Origin of the sequence: Rathayibacter sp. YIM 133350 (genome assembly GCF_037404875.1) — a bacterium.
In the GTDB taxonomy this organism is placed as follows: Bacteria; Actinomycetota; Actinomycetes; order Actinomycetales; family Microbacteriaceae; genus Orlajensenia.
Genome location: NZ_JBBELO010000034.1, coordinates 16421 through 37009 on the forward strand (window position 1 = coordinate 16421; position 20589 = coordinate 37009).

A 20589-nucleotide genomic window follows, 5' to 3' on the forward strand; every position below is an offset into this window, starting at 1 on the left:
CACGATGGACCTCTTCGGAACATTACTCTGGCCACTGAAGTGGGTCGTCGAGCTGCTGCTCGTTGGCTGGCACTGGGTCTTCTCGGCCTTCGGCCTCGACCCCGCGGCGGGAATCACGTGGGTGCTCTCGATCGTCGGTCTCGTGCTCGTCGTGCGAGCCGCACTCATCCCGCTGTTCGTCCGGCAGATCAAGAACCAGCGCCGCATGCTCGAGGTCGCGCCGCAGCTGAAGAAGATCCAGGACAAGTACAAGGGCAAGAAGGACCAGTTCTCCCGCGAGGCGATGTCGCGCGAGACCATGGCGCTCTACAAGCGCACCGGTACCAACCCCCTGTCGAGCTGCCTGCCGCTGCTCATCCAGGCCCCCATCTTCTTCGCCCTCTTCTCGGTGCTCAACGACGCCCAGCACAAGAAGGCGGGTGTGGGCCCGCTGAACCAACAGCTGTCGGACCTGTTCGGAAACGCGTCGCTGTTCGGCGTCGCTCCCCTGCATGACTCCTTCGCCTCGCAGTGGACCCTGATGACCGCCGGCCAGCCCTTCAATGCCGCGGTGATGTGGATCGCCGCAACGATGGTCGTGCTGATGACCGCGTCACAGTTCATCACTCAGCTGCAGATCGTCTCGAAGAACATGTCGCCGGAGACCAAGGCGAGCCCCATGTTCCGTCAGCAGCGCATTCTGCTGTACCTGCTCCCCCTCGTCTTCGCCTTCTCGGGTATCGCGTTCCCCCTCGGCGTGATGTTCTACTGGCTCACGACGAACATCTGGACGATGGTTCAGCAGTTCCTCGTGATCCGCAACATGCCCACGCCCGGTAGCGATGCGGCGAAGGCGCGCGAGGCGCGCCTCGCGCGCAAGGGCAAGCTCGTGACGCCCGACACCCAGGTCGTCGTTGTCGAGGAGAAGAAGCCCGCGCAGCGTCAGCAGCCGGTGAGCAAGAACCGGGCGAAGAAGCAGGCTCCCAAGGGACCAGCCCAGCAGCGGCCGCAGCAGGCGCCTCGGGCGTCAACCGAGCCGGTCGAGAAACCCAGCTCGAACACCACGTCAGATGGCGAGAAGAAGTAGGACCATGACCGACGCTCAGATCGAGAACGCAACGCCGACCCGCGACCAACTCGAGCAGGAAGGCGATGTCGCCGCCGACTACATCGAGGAACTCCTCGACATCTGCGACATCGATGGCGACATCGACATCGATGCGCGAAACGGACGCGCCTATGTCTCGGTGAACGCCGATGATGGAACCAACCTTCGGGTGCTGGCGAAGGCCGACGTCGTGAACGCTCTGCAGGAGCTCACGCGCCTTGCCGTCCAGACCAAGACCGGCACGTTCTCCCGTCTCATCCTCGACATCGGCGGGTCGCGCGACGCCCGCAAGTCGGAGTTGGCCGCTCTCGTCGACCACGCGATCGCGCGATTGACGGACGGAGCGTCGGAAGCGGCCCTTCCCGCCATGTCGTCGTATGAGCGCAAGCTGGTCCATGATGTGGTCGCCGAACGCGGTTATGCCTCAGAATCGCGCGGTGAGGGTGCCGAGCGGCACACCGTCATCACCGCCTCCTGACGCACGTTTCACGTGAAACATCTCGTGTCTGACGAAACTGGCGCCGTCCCGCTTGAACCAGAACCCGCCGCGGCGGCGGGGCTCTTCGGTGACCGGATCGATCAGGCCAGGGCGTTCACGTCCAACCTCGCAACCCATGGCGAGGAGCTCGGTCTGATCGGGCCCTTGGAGCTGCCGCGATTGTGGAGTCGGCACATCCTGAACTGCGCCATCATGGCGCCGCTCCTGCGTCCCGGACGGGTCGGGGACATCGGTAGCGGAGCAGGTTTACCAGGTCTGGTGCTCGCGATTGCACGACCTGACGTCTCGATGGTGCTGATCGAACCGATGGAGCGCCGGGTCGCGTGGCTCGAGAGCCAAGCCGCGGAGTTGGGCCTCGAGAACGTCACGGTGGTGCGCGCCCGCGCCGAGGAAGCGCGGATCACTCCCCTGCTCGACCAGGTGACCGCCCGTGCCGTCAGTGCGCTGCGCACCTTGATTCCCCTCACCGTTCCGCTCGTCAGAACCGGCGGCGAGCTTCTGCTCATGAAGGGCGCGAGCGTGGAGCGTGAGATCGAGGCAGCGGAGAAGGTCATCCGGAAGAACCATCTCGTCGATCTCGAGGTATTGGTGCTTGGCGAGGGCGTGCTGGGCGAAGTGACCAGGGTGGTTCGGGCTACAGTGGATTAGCCCTCCACAGCCGCATCTGGGGAGCATGATTCTCCCCAAGCACTGCGGTGGTGGCCCACACGATCGCCGGAGCCTGCATCCTCTCCGTGTGAGATGGATAACCCTCGGATTGCGAACTAGGAGTTCTCTGCAGATGTCGAATGACACCCGTCGCGGCTGGTTCCACCGGCGTGAGAGCGACGAGAGTCGCGCCGCGCAGAGGGAATCCCCCGCATCGACCGTACCCGAGGATTCCGTCAGCGATGCCCCGCCGGCTGCCGAGGCGAGCGTTGTGCCGGCCGTGACCTCGCTCGCCGATGACCAGCATTCGCATGATTCTGCCGAGCAGGTCGCAGCGGCCGAGGTGCCGTCAGATTCCGCGCAAGATGAGGCGTTTCACGTGAAACATCCAGAGGAAGACGCCGACGCGGACGTCCTTGCTGTCCTCTCGGTTTCAGAAAGCGAGGCCGGCGCTGTGGTGCGGGATGAGCTGGGGTCTGACGAAGCCATCGACCCGGCCGCGTTCGACGAGGCCGAGACACCGCTCGCCCGCGAGGTCGCGGACATCACACGGCGTCGCCAGGCGCTCACCTCTTCTCCACTTCCCCTTCCTGAACGTACGCGGGTGCTGACGATCTCCAACCAGAAGGGTGGCGTCGGCAAGACGACGACCACGGTGAACCTGGCGGCTGCTCTGGCGCTGGCCGGCGCGAAGGTTCTGGTGATCGATTTGGATCCCCAGGGCAACGCCTCCACCGCGCTCGGGGTCGAGCACCGAGCCGACACCGTGAGCGTGTACGACGTGATCATCGGAGAGGTCGACCTCGCCGATGTGGTGCAGCCCAGCCCAGAAGCCGGCGAGCTCTACTGTGTTCCCGCCACGATCCATCTTGCGGGCGCCGAGATCGAGTTGGTGTCACTCGTCGCACGCGAACAGCGCCTGCGTCGAGCGTTGGAGGACCACCTCAAGCAGTTGAGCGATCCGTATGACTACGTCTTCATCGACTGCCCGCCGTCGCTCGGGCTGTTGACCATCAATGCGTTCGTTGCGGCCACCGAGGTGCTCATCCCGATTCAGTGCGAGTACTACGCGCTCGAGGGGCTGAGCCAACTGCTCAAGAACATCGAACTCATCGAGAAGCACCTCAATCCCGACCTGAAGGTCTCGACGATTCTGCTGACAATGTACGACGGTCGCACCAACCTGGCGAACCAAGTGGCGCAAGATGTTCGCGATCACTTCCCCGAGCAGGTGCTGAAGACGATCATTCCCCGGTCAGTGCGGGTTTCCGAGGCCCCAAGCTATGGCCAGAGCGTGATCGGATACGACCCCACATCGTCGGGCTCATTGTCATACCTGGAGGCGGCGGCGGAGATCGCTCGCCGTGGAGTGCCTGTCTTCGAAGGAGGTCGTCGTTGATGGCGAAGCGAACTGGTCTGGGACGCGGAATCGGTGCATTGATCCCCAGTGGAGATCCGAGCACCGGTGACGAAGAGCGCCGATCACGACCGGTTGACGTCTTCTTCCCTGGCGGTGACACTCCCCCGGAGCAGAACGATGGCCAGGATGATCTCGTCGCTGTTCCCGGCGCCCGCCTCGCTCACCTCAGCCCCGACGACATCGTTCCGAACGCCGTGCAGCCCCGCACCGTGTTCGATCCCGACGACTTGGCCGAACTCGTGCACAGCGTGCGGGAGTTCGGAGTGCTGCAGCCGATCGTCGTGCGTCCGCACGCTGAACAGCCCGGCAAGTACGAGCTCATCATGGGCGAGCGTCGTCTGCGGGCGACGAAGCAAGTCGGACTCGACACCATCCCCGCGGTCATCAAAGACACGGCCGATGAGAACATGCTGCGCGACGCGCTGCTCGAGAACCTGCACCGCTCCAACCTCAACCCCCTCGAAGAGGCTTCTGCGTACCAGCAGTTGCTGAGCGACTTCGGCATCACGCAGGAAGAACTCGCCGGCCGCATCGGTCGGTCGCGTCCGCAGGTGTCGAATACGCTACGCCTGCTCAAGTTACCCGAGCCGGTCCAGGTACGTGTTGCCGCCGGTGTTCTCTCCGCCGGACATGCGCGCGCCATCCTCTCGCTCGGCGGCGACAGCAATGCCATGCTTCACCTCGCCGACAAGATCGTCAACGAGGAGTTGTCGGTGCGTGAGGCGGAGGCGGTCGCGACGTCGTCGCCGCGACCGGCCAAGGTGAAGCCGAGTGCTGGGAAGCACCGTGGTCACCTCGACGAGATCGCCGAGCGCTTGGGCGACCGGCTGAACACCCGGGTGCGCATCACCCTCGGTGCGCGTAAGGGCCAGATCAGTATCGACTTCGCCACGATTCAGGACCTGAATCGCATCCTGCAGGAGATGGGCGAGTCGAACTTCCCGGGCTGAGGCAACGCTTCGGCAGGCTCAGCGAACAGCGCGGTCGTTTCACGTGAAACGTTGCGGTCCCTGAGCTTGTCGAAGGGCCTGGACCACCTATGGGTCGCGACGCTTCTACCGGCTGAGCGGACGGTGGGGGTGTTTCACGTGAAACGTTGCGGCCCAGACGAGCCCGATCCCTGAGCTTGCCGAAGGGCCCAGACCACCTATGGGTCGCTGCGCTTCGACAGCTCAGCGAACAGTGTGGTCTTTCCCGTGAAACGGCCGGGTCCTGAGGAGCCCGGTCCCTGAGCTTGTCGAAGGGCCCGGACCACCTATGGGTCGCGACGCTTCGACAGGCTCCGCGAACAGGGTGGTCGTTTCACGTGAAACGGCCGGGTCCTGAGTAGCCGGTCCCTGAGCTTGTCGACGGGCTTGGACCACCCATGGGTTGCGACGCTTCGACAGGATCAGCGAACAGTGTGGTGGTTTCACGTGAAACGTTGCGGTCCTGAGGAACCCGGTCCCTGAGCTTGTCGAAGGGCCCGGACCACCCATGGGTCGCGACGCTTCGACAGGCTCCGCGAACAGGGAGGTCGTTTCACATGAAACCGCGGTTCCCCGAGGAGCCGGTCCCTGAGCTTGTCGAAGGGCCCGGACCACCTATGGGTCGCGACGCTTCGACCGGCTCAGCGAACAGCGTGGTGGTTTCACGTGAAACGTTGCGGCCCAGACGAGCCCGGTCCCTGAGCTTGCCGAAGGGTTCGAGTCCGCGGGCCTACTTCACCGCACCCGACGCGGCGGCCACCGCGATCGCCGAGTACAGCTCGTCAAGCGTGGAGCCGGCCGCCTCGATCGCCTGAGGCACGAGCGATGTCTCCGTGAGTCCCGGAAGAACATTGGCCTCGAGGAACCAGGCGACGCCGGACTCGTCGATGATCAGGTCGATCCGAGAGAGGTGGCGAAGCTGCAGCAACTCGTGAACGCGCACGGCGGTGTCAGCGAGTGTGGTTGCGACCTCAGCTGTGACGCGGGCGGGCGTGTAGAACAGGGTCTCCCCCGCGTTGTAGCGGGCGTCGAAGCTGTAGACCTCACCCAACGGCTCGATCTCGACCGCGGGAAGCGCGTAGGGACCGTCCCCGGTGTCGACAACGCCGATGGCGACCTCGGTACCCTCGACGAGTCGTTCGATCACGGCGATCTCGGAGTAGCTGTAGGCCTCGACCATCGCGCGCGGAAGCTCCGTTGCGTCGCGGACGATCGAGACGCCCTGCGCCGAACCGCCTTCAGACGGCTTGACGACGACGGGAACCGGAAGCACCTCGAGAACACGGGCGAGTACGTCCGCCGCGCCGAGGTCCCGGAACGTCTCGCGCCCAAGGGTGATCGAATCGGGTGTGGCGATGCCCGCACGGCGTACGAGTGCTTTCGCCACCGGCTTCAGCCACGCCAGACCGGCGTCGTCGCCCCGGGCGCCGACGAAGGGGATGCCGGTCGTCTCCAGCAGTGAGAGCAGCGCGCCGTCTTCACCGGTGGATCCGTGCAGGACCGGCCAGATGACGTCGGGGCGGTGCTCGGACAACCCTGAGAACAGACTCGAGTCCGGGTCCACGATGCGTACTCGATGGCCGCGTGCGCTCAGGGCGTCGGCGACGCGTCGGCCGCTGCGCAGGGACACCTCGCGTTCGTGGGAGATTCCACCGGCGAGCACGACGATGTCGAGGAGGCTGGGTGCGGTCATGGCAGGAAGGCTCCCTAGGAGAGGTCGGTGGGCGGCGAGCTGATACGCGTCGATGGGAGTCGGGAGAACAAGGTGCCTGTTCCCGCGAAAGTGTCGATGATCTCGAGTTCCTCATTGAGCACGTTGGCGAGCCGGCGCACTCCCAGACGAATCTGGGAGGGCGTGGGATAGCAGAACGACAGCCTGATGTTCTGATGTCCCCCGCCGTCGCCATAGAACGCGGTGCCGGGTGTGTAGGCGACGAGTTCCGTGACCGCGCGGGGAAGCATGGCCTTCGAGTCGAGGGGTTCAGGCATCGTGACCCAGACGTAGAAACCACCGTGGGGATTCGTCCAGCTCAACTGCGGCAGGTACTCCTCGAGTGCGGAGATCATCGCCTCTTTGCGCTCACGATAGACGCCCCTGAAGGTATCGATCTGCGCGCGCCAGTCGGCCCGTTCCAGGTAGCGCGAAATGACGAGCTGACTGAAGGAGCTCGGCGAAAGCACCGCGGCCTCATTGGCGAGCACGAGCTTCTCGCGGATGGCGTGGGGTGCGAGCGCCCAGCCCGTGCGGAAGCCGGGTGCAAGGGTCTTCGAGAAGGTGCCCAGGTAGATGACCCCGTCTTCGTCCAGGGAGCGAATGGCGTCGGGCGCAGGCCGGTCGAAATACAGCAGTCCGTAGGGATTGTCTTCGAGCACGAGGATGTGGTTCTCGCGCGCGATCTGCAGCACCTCCTGTCGCCGCTCCCAGCTGAGGGTCACACCGGCTGGGTTGTGAAAGCTCGGGATGGTGTAGAGCAGCTTGAGTGTGCGTCCCTGTGCTTTCAAGCGCGCGATGTGCTCGCGCAGCGCTTCGGGGATGATCCCGTTCTCGTCCATGGGAACGTGGTCGATGTCGGCCTGGTACGAGCGGAAGATGACCATGGCGGTCACATAGGAAGGTCCCTCCGCCAGCACGACGTCGCCGGGATCGAGGAAGAGCTTGCTGACGAGCTCGAGGGCGTGCTGTGAACCGGTCGTCACGACGACGTCGTCCGCGTTCGCGCGAATTCCCTCGAGTGCCATGACCTCGAGGATCTGCTCCCTCAGCTTGGGAACGCCTTGGCCGGAGCCGTACTGCAGCGCAGCCGGGCCTTCGAGGGTCATGACATCGTCGAGTGCCGAGCGGATGAGGTCCTCGGGCAGCGCTGAGACGAACGGCATGCCACCGGCGAGGGAGACCACCTCAGGCCGGGAGGCCACCGCGAACAGCGCGCGCACCTCGCTGGCGCGCAGTCCGGCGGCTCGCTCGGCGTAGTGGTGGAACCACGGGTCGAGGTTGTTGCCGGTCTGCTGCTGTTCGGTCACTGGGAGAGGTCCGTTCTCTGAGAGTTCCATGCTACGGGGCGGGCAGATACGAAAAACCCGCCCGGCGTGTGCCGGGCGGGTTCTGGGGTTCGACCAGGGTGCCGGCTACGAGAGGTAGGCGGCCAGGTCGGCTTCGAGGGCGGGCTTCGGCTTCGCGCCGATGACGGTCTTCACGACCTCGCCGCCCTTGTAGACCTTCATCGCGGGGATGGAGGTGATCTGGTACTTCATGGCGAGCTGGGGGTTCTCGTCCACATTGACCTTCACGATGTCGAGCTTGTCGGAGTGCTCGGTGGCGATCTGGTCGAGGATGGGGCTCACCGCGCGACACGGGCCACACCATTCGGCCCAGAAGTCGACGAGCACCGTCTTGTCGCTCTTCAGCACCTCCTGCTCGAAAGTGCTCTCGGTGACGGCACGTGCAGTCATGGTTTCTTCTCCTTCGTCAGATTGCGGACACGTGGCTCTTCAGTCCACGTGAGTTCTTGTCAGACCGTTACGAGTACTTCGTCGACCTCGGCCGGCGACTGGTCGGCGTCGAGGGCGGCCAGGTACTGTTCGGCGTCCAGCGCAGCCACCGTGCCGGATCCGGCGGCGGTGACCGCCTGGCGGTAGTGCGGGTCGATCACGTCACCGGCGGCGAAAACGCCGGTGAGAGAGGTTTTCGAGGAACGGCCCTGCACGGCGATGGTTCCCTCGGAGGTGAGCTCGAGCTGGCCGTGAACGAGGTGCGTGCGCGGGTCGTTGCCGATGGCGATGAACAGGCCGTCGACGTCGAGCGTGCTCTGGGTGCCGTCGACCGTGTTGCGCAGCGTGAGGCTGGAGACCGCATCCGTACCGTTGATGCCCACGACCTCGCTGTTCCAGACGAACTCGATCTTGGGGTCGTTGAACGCGCGCTCCTGCATGATCTTGGAGGCGCGCAGCGAGTCCTTGCGGTGGATCACGACCACCTTCGAGCCGAAGCGGGTGAGGAAGGTCGCCTCCTCCATCGCCGAGTCGCCACCACCGACGACGGCGATCACCTTCTCCTTGAAGAAGAAGCCGTCGCAGGTCGCACACCAGGAGACGCCGTGGCCAGAGAGGCGCTCCTCGTCATCGAGGCCGAGCTTGCGGTACGCCGATCCGGTCGCGAAGATGACGGATCGCGCCTCGTGAGTGACGCCGGAGCCGAGAGTGACCTTCTTGATGTCACCGTCGAGCTCGAGGCGCACGACGTCGTCGTAGACGACCTCGGTTCCGAACCGCTCCGCCTGCTGCTGCATCTGCATCATCAGCTCGGGGCCCTGGATGCCGGAGGGGAATCCGGGGAAGTTCTCGACCTCGGTCGTGTTCATCAATTCGCCGCCGGCCTCGACGGAGCTGGCGATGAGCAGGGGCTCCAACTGCGCGCGTGCCGCGTAGATGGCGGCGGTGAGACCCGCAGGGCCGGAGCCGATGATGATGACCTGACGCACGTGTACTCCTTGGAAGACGCAGCTGCGGCGCCCAGTCCAGGCGCCTCGCTGACCGATACAACACAGTGTACGTGGCGCCTATTCCTGCGCTCAGAGGGTGTTCGGAGCGTTCCCGAGAACGGATGCCCGCGCGTCGATGGGGGGCCGCCTCAGCGGCCGCGCACGCGGGCGAGAAGGGGTTCGACGACCGTGCGCAGCTCGGCGGAACGCACCAGCCATAGCCCACACACGTACAGGACCGCCATGACGGCGCCGATGAGCGCCATGGAGAGGATCGCCGGCACGATACCCGACACCGCGAAGCCGCCCTCGTGGGTGCCTCCAAGAAGCATGAGCAGGGTGATTCCGGCGACGAGCGGCGCAACCACGGCCGCGGCATCCTTCGCGAGGCTCAGGGCGATGCGGCGCCCATCGAGTCCGCCGAGTCGGCCGCGCAGCAGCACGGCGGCGATCGCGAGCTGGATGATTCCGGCGATCGTCACCACGAGGGCGACGCCGAAGGCGATCCACTGCAGCGGCAACAGGCTGCACAGTGCGACGCCCACGATGACGACGACGACCTGCGCCAGGGTGAAGAAGAAGGGGGTGCGGGTGTCACTGAGTGCGTAGAAGGCCCGCTGTATGACGAAGAGGATGCAGAAGGCGACGAGCCCGAGAACGTAGGCGATGATCACGTTGCCGAGTGACTGCACCTGATCGAAATGGCCCTTCAGGATGAAGATGCGTGAGAACGGATAGGCCACGACCGCTATCACGGCGGCCGCGAGGGTGATGATGACGGTGATGCCGCGGATGGCCGCGGACACGTCGACGCGTAACTCGTTGATGCGGTTAGCATTCACGTGCTCGGCCATGCGCGTGAAGTAGGCGGTCGCGATCGACACCGTGATCACGGAGTGCGGCAGCATGAAGACGAGCCAGGCGGTGCTCAGCATGGTTGCCGAGGCGTCGCTTCCGGATGCCGCCGACACCACCCGGGTCTCGACGATTCCGGCGATGGTCGTGAGCAACAGCATCCCGAACGTCCAGCCAGCCAGGCGACCGGTCATGCCGAGACCGACACCTCGCCAGCGGAAGTCCGGCCGGAATCGCAGGCCGATGCGCCGCCAGAAGTAGAACAGGGATACGGCCTGCACCACGACTCCGAGGGTGGCGCTTCCGGCGAGCACGGCGATCATGGAACCGGTGTAGTCCACGGCCGCGAGCTCACCGCTGTCGCCGCCGAAGAGCACGGCGAACAGGATGAGCCCGCCGATGGCGACGACGTTGTTCAGCACCGGCACCCACGTGAACGGTCCGAAGGACTTGCGGGCGTTCAGCACCTCGCCGAGCACCGTGTAGAGGCCGTAGAAGAAGATCTGCGGCATGCACCAGTAGGCGAAGGCGATCGCGAGGTCCAACTGGCCGGGGTTGCGGAAGGAGCCGCCGACGAGCGTCGTCAGCGGTGCCGCGAGCAGGGTTGCCGCAATCGCGGCGCCGGCGAGGATGACGAGCGCGACGGTGAGCAGTTTGTTCACGTAGGCGGCTCCGCCGTCATCGTGCAGCGCGGAGCGCACGATCTGCGGCACGAGCACGGCCGTGAGCACGCCGCCGGCGACGATGACGTACACGGTGTTCGGCAGCTGGTTGGCGACGGTGAACGCATCCGTCGCCTGGCCCTGCTGGCCGATGACCCAACCGAAGACGGCGACCTTTGCGAAGCCCAGTACCCGCGAGACGATCGTTCCGGAGGCGAGGAATGCGCTCGCCCGCCCGATATCAGTCGCCACTCGGTGTCCTCTCGTGAGAGGCGGCAGCGTCGGCCGGCGCACTGTTCGCATCGGCCTTGGATGGCGCCACCCCTGCCGCCGCATCCTGCGTGCTCGCCTCGGTCGCGGAGGGGGAAGCGTCGGGCGCTACGCCCTCAGCAGCCCGCGCGCGGCGGCGGCGGCGGATGTTGCGCCACACTCCGACGCCGAAGAAGACGACCGCGATGGCCCCGATGGTCAGCGCGCCCAGCCCCTCCCAGTCGGCTTGCACGTTCGCCGTGACCCAGGACGTGCTTCCGATCTGAGCGCCCGTGCTGCTGAACATCCGGATGGTGAGCACCACTTCGCCGCTACCGATCTGGGAGCTGACCGGGATCTTCACCGTCGCACTCGAGCCAGCGTCGATCGTTGCCTCGACAGAGTCGTCGACAACGAGTCGTCCGTTGGAGGGAACGGCCTGCACCCGCACGGTGACCGGCTGGCTGAAGTCGTTGCGTACGCCGACGGGGATGTGGGCGGGCGAACCCAGAACCAGCACCTCACTCGACTGCGCGATCGAGACCGAGGCGAGGGTGTTCGCCGTGGCGGTCGCGTGCTCCGCGACGGCGGCATCCCAATCGCCGGCGTTCGCCAACCAACCGACGGCCAGCAGGCCGAGCACGCGCAGGCGCTCATCGCCGGTGAGGGTGGCGGGATCGGCGAGCACCGTCGCGAACGTCGACACGGCCCCCTCGCCGTCGATGAGGCGTTTCACGGCGGAGACGCGGCTTGCCGACTCGCCTTCCCCCTTGATCGCGATCGCTGTGGGGGGCGCCGCGAGAGCGGTGCCGAGGGTGGTGGGAGCGACCCAGGGCAACGCCGTGAGGGCGCCGAGCGTCTCGGGCAGCCGGGTGGAGGTCGGCGGCCAGCCCCGGTCGAGGGCGGCCAGGACGGGCGCTGTCGAGCCCTCCCCCGACGACACCGCGAGCACGGCGGAAGCCTCGTCGATCGCAGCGCGCCAGTCGGTATCGGTCGCGGCGGTCTCGGCCCGGCTGAGCGAGCGTGCGAGGCGGTCATCGGAGACGGCGGCCCGCGCGTCGCCGACGGATGCCGCCGCTCGGGGGCTGGACGAGCCGGCATCCGCCACTTGGCCGCTTCCGACGATCGTCGTTCCCAGCCCGCTCGCGGTGAATGCGGCGAGGTCCCCGGGAACAAGCGTGCCCTGTGCCGGCCAGGCGATGCCCGGAAGGGTGTAGTTCCACGCCAGCAGCTGCTCAGTCGTCGGAACGCTCGTCGGTGCGGCCGTGGCGGTCGGCGTAACGGTCGAGGTGGGGGTCGGCGAGCCGGGAGCGGACGTCGGCGGCGGGAAATCTGCGGGGTCGAGCGCGAAACCGAACGAGGTGGGGCCCAGCAGCGCCGGGAGTTGGGCCTGCGCCTGCGCCGCGACATCCGCGTCGGCGTAGGAGAGGGCGAAGCTCTCGTTGGTGAGGCCCTCCAACCGGTCGAGCCATTCGGTCGCCGAGGGTGGCGCGGCGGTGCCCAGCGCTCGGATGGAGGCGAGGATCATCGGGTCGATGCCCACGGCGGCGGGAAAGCCCACGACGCCGTCGAGCTCGCGTGTCAGCAGGCCGCCGGGTCGGGTCAGTGCGGTGAGGTCCTCCGCGCTCAGCAGGCCGGTACTGCCGGGCGGCGCGGTCAGCGCCATCGTGACCGCGAGCGGCGTCGGTTCCACGCCTTCGCCGCTATACCAGGTGACGGTTCCGTGTTCCGAGGCCACCGCATCCCCTGCGGCGGTGTAGACGGCACTGATGCCGTGCACGCCCCACGGCTTGCCATCCAGGCCGACGGATGCGGCCGGGATGGTGGCCTGCACGAGCGCGTTGCCGGCCGGGAGCAACCGCGGCGTCGGCACCGTGACGGTCGCGGCAGCTGATCCGGGTTCGTCGGCGCCATCCAGCCACGCGTCGAGGGCGCCACGGGTACCGATGCGGTCGGCGTGCAGCGATACCGCGACGGTACCCGCATCGAGCCCGGCGGATCCGGCGTTGGTGATCGCGATGCTCACCTGCAGGTCTTGGCCGGGAGCCAGGGTGGGCGAGGCGGTTGCGACGGAGAGGGTGACGTTCTCCGTCGCGGCCTGCGCGGTGGCAGGCGGCGCGGCCAGGGTGAGCAGCGCGAGCGCGGCGGCGCCGACAGCGGAAGCGATGCGGGTCGTCCATGGCCTTCGTCGGCGATCGACCGCTGGCCGGGGCGCAGGGGTCGTCACGGCCGTCATGGTGGCGATTCTACGGCGTGCGCCCATCCGCCCCCTGAGTGCGACGCTCCATGGCGGCCCGTAGGCTGGACTGCATGCAGAGCGTTGCGGCGGCCCTTGCCCGACTGGCCGAGGTCGCAGCCTCACCCGCCGTCAGCCGCCTGGCAGCGGCGTTCGAGAAGGCCGGCCACGAGCTCGCCCTCGTGGGCGGCCCTGTTCGCGACGCCTTCCTCGGTCGCGATGCGCACGACCTCGACTTCACGACGGATGCGGTTCCCGATCGCATCCTCGAAATCGTGCGCCCGATCAGCGAGGCGCACTGGGACATCGGACGGCAGTTCGGCACCATCGGCGCGAAGATCGCCGGTGAGACCGTCGAGATCACCACCTACCGGGCCGACAGCTACGACGGCGCCAGTCGCAAGCCCGACGTCGTGTTCGGCGAATCACTCGAGGACGACCTGCTGCGGCGCGACTTCACCGTAAACGCGCTGGCCCTCCGCCTGCCCCACCTGCAGTTGGTCGACCCCTCCGGCGGCGTGGAGGACATGCTCGAGGGTCGCCTGCGCACGCCCGCATCCCCGCTCATCTCGTTCGGTGACGACCCACTGCGCATGCTGCGGGCCTGCCGTTTCACGGCCCAGCTCGACTTCCTCGTCGATGACGACACGGAGGCGGCGCTGCTCGAACTCGCCCCGAGCATCCGGCGCATCTCGGCGGAGCGCATCGGAGAGGAGCTCTCGAAGCTGCTGAAGACCGATGCCCCCCGGCGCGGCCTCGAGCTGCTCGTGGACTCGGGACTGGCGGCCATCGTTCTGCCGGAGCTGCCGGCGCTGCGGCTCGAGATGGACGAGCACCACCACCACAAGGACGTCTACCAGCACAGCCTCACCGTGCTGGACCAGGCGATCGGCTACGAGAAGTCGCGAGGCGTACTGCACTCCCCCGACCTCGTGCTGCGGCTGGCGGCGCTGCTGCACGACATCGGCAAGCCGGCGACCCGCAAGCTGGAGAGCGGCGGTGTCGTGAGTTTCTACCACCATGACGTGGTTGGCGCGAAGCTCGCACGCAAGCGACTGCGCGAGCTGCGCTATGACAATGACACCATCTCCGCGGTTTCGCGCCTCATCGAACTGCACCTGCGCTTCTTCGGCTACACCGATGGCGTCTGGACCGATTCGGCGGTGCGCCGCTACGTGCGCGACGCCGACGACCAGCTCGAACGCCTGCACATCCTCACCCGCGCAGACGTGACGACCCGCAATCGTCGCAAGGCCGACCGGCTGGCCTTCGCCTACGACGACCTCGAGAAGCGCATCGCCGTTCTCGCCGAGCAGGAGGAGATGGCGGCTGTGCGGCCCGACCTCGACGGCGAGCAGATCATGGCCATCCTCGGCATCTCGCCCGGTCCTCTCGTCGGTGCCGCCTACCGCTACCTTCTCGAAGTGCGCCTCGACGAGGGGCCGCTCGAGCCTCCGGATGCGGAGGCGCGGCTGCGTGAGTGGTGGCAGCAGCAACAGGCGGCGGGCGCATAGGCGGGCGCCCCGTCCTCCACAGGTCGCGTGCTTTCCACAGCTCGGGGATCGCGACGCCCAGCTGCGCGGTCGACCCGCAGAATCGGTGTCGGGCGAGGTGTACGCGAACCCCTCGCGCATCCGTTAGACTCAGGAGGTTGTCTGTGTGCCGCTGTGCGGCCTCCTCAGACGCGTATGCACAACCCTCCTGCTGTGGAAAGTCTGCAGCCGTTTTAGTCCGAAGGAGGTGGGTTAGTCATGCATCAGTACGAGTTGATGGTCATCCTCGATCCCGAGATCGATGAGCGCACCGTAGCTCCGAGCCTTGACAAGTTCCTCAATGTCGTTCGTGGCGATGGTGGCACCATCGAGAACATCGACATCTGGGGCCGTCGTCGACTGGCTTACGAGATCAACAAGAAGTCCGAGGGCATCTACGCCGTCGTCAACTTCACCGCAGAGGCCGCGACCACCACGGAGCTCGACCGCCAGCTGAAGCTCAGCGAGGCCGTCATGCGCACCAAGGTGCTGCGTGCCGAGGAAGCGATCGCCCAGGTCGCCGCCGCCGCGAAGCTCGCCGACGAGAAGGCCGCCCGCAAGGCCGCCGCTCCGAAGGCGGCTCCCAAGGTCGAGGCCAAGGCGTAGTCGTCATGGCCGGCGAGACGATCATCACCGTGGTGGGCAACCTCACCGCCGATCCCGAACTGCGCTACACGCAGGGAGGCCTCGCGGTCGCCAACTTCACCATCGCTTCCACGCCGCGCACGTTCGATCGTGCCGCGAACGACTGGAAGGACGGCGAAGCGCTGTTCCTGCGCGCGAGCTGCTGGCGTGAATTCGCCGAGCACGTCGCCGGATCGCTCACCAAGGGCTCCCGCGTCATCGCTACCGGGCGTCTCAAGCAGCGCTCGTACGAGACCAAAGAGGGCGAGAAGCGCACAGCCATCGAACTCGAGATCGACGAGATCGGCCCCTCGCTCCGTTACGCCACCGCCTCGGTGACGCGTGCGCCCTCCTCCGGTGGAGGATCGCGTGGCGGCGCCGGCCAGGTCGGCGGAGCTGGAGCGGACGAGCCCTGGGCGCCCAGCGCACCGGCCGCCGCAGGCGGTTCGGACGTGTGGAACACGCCCGGCAGCTACAACGACGAGACCCCCTTCTAGGCCTCACGGCCTGCCGACGGATGCCGGGCATCCGTTTCGCATAAACAACTTATTCAAAAGGAAAGACCATGGCTGGAAAGAGCAGCGGCGACCGCCGCAAGCCGCTCCGCGGAGGTAAGGGCAAGAACGCCGCCCCCGCCAAGAGCATCCGCGTTGGCGTCATCGACTACAAGGATGTCGCGACCCTTCGCAAGTTCGTCTCCGAGCGCGGAAAGATCCGTGCCCGTCGCATCACCGGCGTCTCCGTTCAGGAGCAGCGCCTCATCGCCCGTGCCGTCAAGAACGCTCGCGAGATGGCCTTGCTGCCGTACGCGGGCAGCGGCCGCTAAGGAGGCACGACATGTCCAAACTGATTCTCACCCACGAGGTCACCGGCCTCGGTTCCGCCGGTGACATCGTCGAGGTCAAGAACGGCTACGCCCGTAACTACCTCATCCCCCAGGGCTTCGCCGTGGCGTGGAGCCGTGGCGGTGCCAAGCAGGTCGAGCAGATCAAGTCCGCTCGCGAAGCCCGCGCCCTGCACACCCTCGAAGACGCGCAGGCCCTCAAGGCCACGCTCGAGGGCACCAAGGTCAAGCTTGTCGTCAAGGCGGGCTCTGAGGGCCGCCTGTTCGGCTCGGTGAAGACGGCGGATGTCGCCAACGCCGTCGAGACCGCCGGTCTCGGCTCGCTCGACAAGCGCACCATCCAGATCCCCTCCGCCATCAAGTCGGTCGGCGAGCACGAGGCGACCGTTCGTCTTCACGACGAGCTGTCGGCGACGATCACCCTTCAGGTGGTCGCGGCCAAGTAGGCGCGACACCCCCGCGTAGCGCGGTGCCTTCGGGCATCGCGCTACGTTGCGTTAACCGCGCGGCCCTCCCGGAATACACCCGTTTGCGGGCATTGCGCAATCGAAGAGTCGCTCGAGTTTTCCCAGCTTTGTGCACAGGCTCCAAAGCGCTGAGGGGGAGCTTTCCCGAGGTTACAAACAATTTTTCCCACACAACTGTGGAATGTCGTTATTCCTGATCAATGGACATTTCATCCGAAAAGATTCTTTCTTGTCCACAGATGTACCCACAGGCTTTGCACACGATGACCGGCGTTTCGCGCAGATTCCCCACAGCGTTATCCACAGGCCGTGTTGTGGTCGGGTGAGCACGTCCGTAAGGTTGCCGAGTCGGCGCCGAGCGCCGGCCGGATCCCCGGCCGGCGATGTCGGACGTCGCTGATTTCATGGGTCCATGCGGGAGGTCTCTCGCGGGGATTCAGCGCCTACGGCGCTTCATGCGGAAGGTAGTGCAGAGTGTCGATCGCGCAGCTGGGGTTGGCAGATCCGTGGGATGCGCCGAGCCCGACGGGTGAGCGCACTCCGCCGCACGACCTGCTCGCCGAGCAGAGCGCCCTGGGAGGCATGCTGCTCTCCAAAGACGCCGTCGCCGATGTCGTCGAGACGCTACGCGGCGGGGATTTCTACGTTCCCAAGCACGAGATCATCTTCGACGCGATTCTCACCCTCTACTCGCACGGCGAGCCCACCGACGTGATCGCGGTCACCGACGAGCTCACAAAGAACGGCGACCTCTCCCGCGCGGGCGGTGCGGACTACCTCCACACCCTCACCGGCGTCGTTCCGACGGCCGCCAACGCGGGCTACTACGCCGAGATCGTGGCCGAGCGGGCGTTGCTGCGACGGCTGGTCGAGGCCGGCACGCGCATCGTGCAGATGGGATACGCCGGCGAGGGTGAACCGCTCGACCTGGTCAACACCGCACAGGCCGAGATCTACTCCGTCACGGGAAGCACCGAGAGCGAAGACTACGTTCCGCTGACCGAGGCCGTGACCGTGGCGATCGATGAGATCGAGGCCGCGAAGCACACCGACGGCCGCATGACGGGCGTCCCCACCGGCTTCGCGGACCTCGACGAGCTCACGAACGGCTTCCACCCCGGCCAGATGATCATCGTCGCCGCTCGCCCCGCCCTGGGAAAGTCGACGCTCGCCCTCGACTTCGCGCGCGCCGCCGCCATCGGCAGCGACATGCCCACCATCTTCTTCTCCCTCGAGATGGGGCGCAGCGAGATCGCCATGCGTCTGCTATCGGCCGAGGCATCCGTACCGCTGCAGAGCATGCGCAAGGGAACCGTCGACTCCCGCGACTGGACGACCATCGCCGCGACCCGTGGCCGCATCAACGACGCGCCGCTCTACATCGATGACAGCCCGAATATGACCCTCGTCGAGATCCGGGCGAAGTGCCGCCGGCTCAAGCAGCGCGTGGGCCTCAAGATGGTGGTCATCGACTACCTTCAGCTGATGACGAGCGGCAAGCGCGTCGAGAGCCGCCAGCAGGAGGTCAGCGAGTTCTCCCGTGCGCTGAAGCTGCTGGCCAAAGAACTGCAGGTTCCGGTGATCGCCCTCTCACAGCTGAACCGTGGTCCGGAGCAGCGTGCAGACAAGCTCCCCGCCCTGAGCGACCTGCGCGAGTCGGGATCGATCGAGCAGGATGCCGACATGGTCATTCTGCTGCACCGCGAGAGCGCCTACGAGAAGGACAACCCGCGTGCGGGTGAGGCCGACCTCATCGTGGCCAAGCACCGTAACGGTCCGACCCGCACGGTCACGGTCGCGTTCCACGGCCACTTCTCCCGCTTCACCGACCTGGCTCCGGTGTAGCCGGTCTCGTCGAATAGGTTTCCGATGATGCCTGCGGATTCTACGGTACCCCGCAAGGCCGAAATCGCCGCCACCCGCGCCGCGACCGATACCCCCGCGGACTGCGACCGAGAGAACCCTGCCACCCACGGTGTCGCCGCCACGCGGACAGCGACACGGAGGACGCCGGACGGGACCGAATAGCCCGCAAGGCGATCCGCAGTGCGACTGCTCGGAGACGTCCTCGCTCGATATCGATCAGCTCTGTAGCCACTCCAGGAGATCAGCGTTGATCGTCTCCGCCTGCGTTGTCGGCATGCCGTGCGGGAAGCCGGCGTAGGTCTTGAGGGTGCCGTTCTGCACAAGCTTCGCCGACAAAGGTCCGGAGTCCGCGTAGGGAACGATCTGGTCGTCGTCGCCATGCATGACGAGCACTGGCACGGTGATCTTCTTCAGGTCCTCGGTGAAGTCGGTTTGCGAGAAGGCGACGATGCCGTCGTAGTGAGCTTTCGCGCCGCCCATCATGCCCTGACGCCACCAGTTCTCGATGACGGCCTCGGACGCTTCGACGCCGGGCCGGTTGTAGCCGTAGAAGGGACCTGAGGGCAGGGCGCGATAGAAGTCCGAGCGGCTGGCGGCGAGCTGCGCCTGAAGTCCGTCGAAGACCTCCTTCGGCAATCCGCCCGGGTTCGCCTCCGTCTGCACCATGATCGGCGGGACGGCGCTGATGAGCACGGCCCTGGCAACGCGTTCCTCACCATATTGACCGATGTAGTGTGCGACCTCGCCGCCACCGGTGGAGTGGCCGACGTGGATGGCGTCGTGCAGGTCGAGGTGCGAGGTCAGCGCGGCCAGGTCGGCGGCGTAGTGGTCCATGTCGTGGCCCTCGCTCGTTTGCGTGGAGCGTCCGTGACCGCGACGGTCGTGTGCGATGACCCTGTAACCATGGCCGAGGAAGAAAAGCAGCTGCGTGTCCCAGTCGTCCGCCGACAGCGGCCATCCGTGACTGAAGACGATGGGCTGCCCCTTCCCCCAGTCCTTGAAGAAGATCTCCGTGCCATCGTCCGTGGTGATTGTTCCCATACCCGTCGTCCAATCCTTTTCGTATCTGGTCGTTATCTTCTCGTGAAGCTGTCGAGTACGTCGAGCACTCCTTTTGTCGGCTCGAACCGTCCCTTGGTTCGTCAGGTTGGCCGGGGTTGAGGATCAAGCGTGATGCGCACTGACTGTCTGTTGGTCGACGGTCACTTGCGTGGCCGGTTCCCGCGAGGGACCGTCAGAAATCGCGCTCGTCACATGCTTGCCCCATCGGTCCGAGCCGAGGCCGTGGTCGATGGGGTGGGTAGGTGCTTTCTGATGAAGGCGAGAGCGGTATCGGCGACCTCCTTCCAGCCGTTGTCGATCGTGAGGGAGTGGCCCCGGTTCGGCAACTCGACGATTTCCGTGATCGACTCGTTGCGTTTCTGCTTGTCGTATTCGGCCCTGACCACTACAGGCGGGATTGTGTGATCCCTCTCTCCTGCGATCAGTAGCAGCGGTCCGCGTTCTGCTGACTTGGTCTTCGCCTTGAGCTCGGTGAAAGGGTTGATGTTCTCGGCGATCACTTGGAAGATTGGCCGGCCCGATGCTGCAACGTGGTACTCGTCGTACAGCTGGCGTGCTTCGTCTTCTGGTAGGGCGTTGGCCCATCCGTACCTGAACTCCTCGAAACTCAAGGTCACGGCTCGCCCCGCGTTGGCCGGGTTGCTCACGACGCCGGAGCTGGACTTGAGCGATGAGAGCGGCACGGGAAGCACCCCGCGGAACGGTGCTGCGTCGATGGCGACGGTGGCGGATGCCGCACCTTCACCGGCCAGGAGCTGCGCGATCAGGCCACCGAAGGAGTGGCCGACGATTGCTGGCTTCGCCGCCAGTCGGCCGCATGCCTCGAGGTAGTGATCGGTGACCTGGCCGACCATCTTCTTCGCGAACGCCCCCGGGTTCGCTCGCGCCTGCTCGACGGTGTCCGGGTCATCGGGCCATGCCGGGGCGACCGTGCTGTAGCCGGCATCTTCAAAATGCCGACGCCAGCGGTCCCAGCTGCTGGAGAGCAGCCAGAGCCCATGTACCAGCAGGATGGTGGGCCGACCCGCAGCCTGGGCACGGTCGAGTTCTTCGATTTCAGCGGGAGTCAATGTGCTCATGGGGAGCACCGTA

At 66.1% G+C, this 20589-nt stretch carries 19 protein-coding genes; 11 read left to right on the forward strand and 8 right to left on the reverse strand.

From position 1 onward, the window contains the following. Window positions 1–4: 4 nt before the first annotated feature. From yidC to WDJ51_RS13120, 5 genes are all read left to right on the forward strand, one after another. The gene (gene yidC / locus WDJ51_RS13100; RefSeq protein WP_337852911.1) at window positions 5–1066 is read left to right on the forward strand and encodes a membrane protein insertase YidC; all 1062 of its coding nucleotides are present in this window, start codon (window positions 5–7) and stop codon (window positions 1064–1066) included. A gap of 4 nt (window positions 1067–1070) precedes the next feature. Then, a complete protein-coding gene (locus WDJ51_RS13105) occupies window positions 1071–1565 on the forward strand; it encodes a Jag family protein (RefSeq protein WP_337852912.1) in 495 nt (164 codons plus the stop codon). Window positions 1566–1589: 24 nt separating this feature from the next. Then, window positions 1590–2234 carry a 16S rRNA (guanine(527)-N(7))-methyltransferase RsmG gene (gene rsmG, locus WDJ51_RS13110; RefSeq protein ID WP_337852913.1) on the forward strand — a complete coding sequence of 215 codons (645 nt, stop codon included), beginning with the start codon at window positions 1590–1592 and terminating at the stop codon, window positions 2232–2234. Between the two features lie 457 nt (window positions 2235–2691). Continuing rightward, window positions 2692–3633 carry a ParA family protein gene (locus tag WDJ51_RS13115; protein ID WP_443218501.1) on the forward strand — a complete coding sequence of 314 codons (942 nt, stop codon included), beginning with the start codon at window positions 2692–2694 and terminating at the stop codon, window positions 3631–3633. Beyond that, the gene (locus tag WDJ51_RS13120) at window positions 3633–4604 is read left to right on the forward strand and encodes a ParB/RepB/Spo0J family partition protein (RefSeq protein WP_337852914.1); all 972 of its coding nucleotides are present in this window, start codon (window positions 3633–3635) and stop codon (window positions 4602–4604) included. Before WDJ51_RS13115 ends, WDJ51_RS13120 begins: the two co-directional genes overlap by 1 nt. A gap of 748 nt (window positions 4605–5352) precedes the next feature. Here the strand turns inward: WDJ51_RS13120 and WDJ51_RS13125 are convergent. The 6 genes from WDJ51_RS13125 to WDJ51_RS13150 form a co-directional block, all read right to left on the reverse strand. Further along, the gene (locus WDJ51_RS13125) at window positions 5353–6315 is read right to left on the reverse strand and encodes a D-alanine--D-alanine ligase family protein (protein WP_337852915.1); all 963 of its coding nucleotides are present in this window, start codon (window positions 6313–6315) and stop codon (window positions 5353–5355) included. Between the two features lie 14 nt (window positions 6316–6329). Then, a complete protein-coding gene (locus WDJ51_RS13130; RefSeq protein WP_443218497.1) occupies window positions 6330–7673 on the reverse strand; it encodes an aminotransferase-like domain-containing protein in 1344 nt (447 codons plus the stop codon). Window positions 7674–7748: 75 nt separating this feature from the next. Then, window positions 7749–8072: a thioredoxin gene (trxA, locus tag WDJ51_RS13135; RefSeq protein WP_337852917.1), complete on the reverse strand. Its 324-nt coding sequence runs from the start codon at window positions 8070–8072 to the stop codon at window positions 7749–7751. Window positions 8073–8131: 59 nt separating this feature from the next. Continuing rightward, window positions 8132–9100, reverse strand: coding sequence for a thioredoxin-disulfide reductase (trxB, locus tag WDJ51_RS13140; RefSeq protein ID WP_337852918.1), 969 nt, complete (start codon window positions 9098–9100; stop codon window positions 8132–8134). 149 nt (window positions 9101–9249) lie between these two features. After that, window positions 9250–10869 carry a murein biosynthesis integral membrane protein MurJ gene (murJ, locus tag WDJ51_RS13145; protein WP_337852919.1) on the reverse strand — a complete coding sequence of 540 codons (1620 nt, stop codon included), beginning with the start codon at window positions 10867–10869 and terminating at the stop codon, window positions 9250–9252. Beyond that, entirely contained in the window at window positions 10859–13102 is a 2244-nt protein-coding gene (locus WDJ51_RS13150) for a DUF6049 family protein (RefSeq protein WP_337852920.1), read from the reverse strand. Before WDJ51_RS13150 ends, murJ begins: the two co-directional genes overlap by 11 nt. Before the next feature lie 74 nt (window positions 13103–13176). On the opposite strand from WDJ51_RS13150, the gene WDJ51_RS13155 reads away from it, so the two are divergent. The 6 genes from WDJ51_RS13155 (at window position 13177) to dnaB (ending at window position 18414) form a co-directional block, all read left to right on the forward strand. After that, window positions 13177–14616 carry a CCA tRNA nucleotidyltransferase gene (locus WDJ51_RS13155; protein WP_337852921.1) on the forward strand — a complete coding sequence of 480 codons (1440 nt, stop codon included), beginning with the start codon at window positions 13177–13179 and terminating at the stop codon, window positions 14614–14616. A 237-nt stretch (window positions 14617–14853) separates the two neighbouring features. Next, window positions 14854–15240: a 30S ribosomal protein S6 gene (gene rpsF / locus WDJ51_RS13160; protein WP_337852922.1), complete on the forward strand. Its 387-nt coding sequence runs from the start codon at window positions 14854–14856 to the stop codon at window positions 15238–15240. Between the two features lie 5 nt (window positions 15241–15245). Continuing rightward, complete coding sequence (locus tag WDJ51_RS13165; protein WP_337852923.1) at window positions 15246–15755, forward strand: single-stranded DNA-binding protein; 510 nt, start codon at window positions 15246–15248, stop codon at window positions 15753–15755. A gap of 68 nt (window positions 15756–15823) precedes the next feature. Beyond that, on the forward strand, window positions 15824–16084 hold the full coding sequence (rpsR, locus tag WDJ51_RS13170; protein ID WP_337852924.1) for a 30S ribosomal protein S18: 261 nt from the start codon (window positions 15824–15826) through the stop codon (window positions 16082–16084). Between the two features lie 11 nt (window positions 16085–16095). Beyond that, window positions 16096–16548: a 50S ribosomal protein L9 gene (gene rplI / locus WDJ51_RS13175; protein ID WP_337852925.1), complete on the forward strand. Its 453-nt coding sequence runs from the start codon at window positions 16096–16098 to the stop codon at window positions 16546–16548. Window positions 16549–17043: 495 nt separating this feature from the next. After that, window positions 17044–18414: a replicative DNA helicase gene (dnaB, locus tag WDJ51_RS13180; protein ID WP_337852926.1), complete on the forward strand. Its 1371-nt coding sequence runs from the start codon at window positions 17044–17046 to the stop codon at window positions 18412–18414. Window positions 18415–18651: 237 nt separating this feature from the next. On the opposite strand, the gene WDJ51_RS13185 is transcribed toward dnaB, so the two are convergent. Next, window positions 18652–19476, reverse strand: a complete 825-nt coding sequence (locus WDJ51_RS13185) for an alpha/beta fold hydrolase (protein ID WP_337852927.1) — start codon at window positions 19474–19476, stop codon at window positions 18652–18654. Window positions 19477–19685: 209 nt separating this feature from the next. After that, window positions 19686–20576: an alpha/beta hydrolase gene (locus WDJ51_RS13190; protein ID WP_337853067.1), complete on the reverse strand. Its 891-nt coding sequence runs from the start codon at window positions 20574–20576 to the stop codon at window positions 19686–19688. Window positions 20577–20589: the final 13 nt, after the last annotated feature.

What these genes read in the sequence shown, in the direction of transcription:
- WDJ51_RS13125 (WP_337852915.1), bottom strand. Translation starts at nt 6,315, where the DNA reads ATGACCGCACCCAGCCTCCTCGACATCGTCGTGCTCGCCGGTGGAATC.
- rpsF (WP_337852922.1), top strand. Translation starts at nt 14,854, where the DNA reads ATGCATCAGTACGAGTTGATGGTCATCCTCGATCCCGAGATCGATGAG.
- WDJ51_RS13105 (WP_337852912.1), top strand. Translation starts at nt 1,071, where the DNA reads ATGACCGACGCTCAGATCGAGAACGCAACGCCGACCCGCGACCAACTC.
- WDJ51_RS13120 (WP_337852914.1), top strand. Translation starts at nt 3,633, where the DNA reads ATGGCGAAGCGAACTGGTCTGGGACGCGGAATCGGTGCATTGATCCCC.
- rpsR (WP_337852924.1), top strand. Translation starts at nt 15,824, where the DNA reads ATGGCTGGAAAGAGCAGCGGCGACCGCCGCAAGCCGCTCCGCGGAGGT.
- WDJ51_RS13130 (WP_443218497.1), bottom strand. Translation starts at nt 7,673, where the DNA reads ATGGAACTCTCAGAGAACGGACCTCTCCCAGTGACCGAACAGCAGCAG.
- trxA (WP_337852917.1), bottom strand. Translation starts at nt 8,072, where the DNA reads ATGACTGCACGTGCCGTCACCGAGAGCACTTTCGAGCAGGAGGTGCTG.
- WDJ51_RS13155 (WP_337852921.1), top strand. Translation starts at nt 13,177, where the DNA reads ATGCAGAGCGTTGCGGCGGCCCTTGCCCGACTGGCCGAGGTCGCAGCC.
- WDJ51_RS13185 (WP_337852927.1), bottom strand. Translation starts at nt 19,476, where the DNA reads ATGGGAACAATCACCACGGACGATGGCACGGAGATCTTCTTCAAGGAC.
- WDJ51_RS13190 (WP_337853067.1), bottom strand. Translation starts at nt 20,576, where the DNA reads ATGAGCACATTGACTCCCGCTGAAATCGAAGAACTCGACCGTGCCCAG.
- yidC (WP_337852911.1), top strand. Translation starts at nt 5, where the DNA reads ATGGACCTCTTCGGAACATTACTCTGGCCACTGAAGTGGGTCGTCGAG.
- rplI (WP_337852925.1), top strand. Translation starts at nt 16,096, where the DNA reads ATGTCCAAACTGATTCTCACCCACGAGGTCACCGGCCTCGGTTCCGCC.
- WDJ51_RS13150 (WP_337852920.1), bottom strand. Translation starts at nt 13,102, where the DNA reads ATGACGGCCGTGACGACCCCTGCGCCCCGGCCAGCGGTCGATCGCCGA.
- WDJ51_RS13165 (WP_337852923.1), top strand. Translation starts at nt 15,246, where the DNA reads ATGGCCGGCGAGACGATCATCACCGTGGTGGGCAACCTCACCGCCGAT.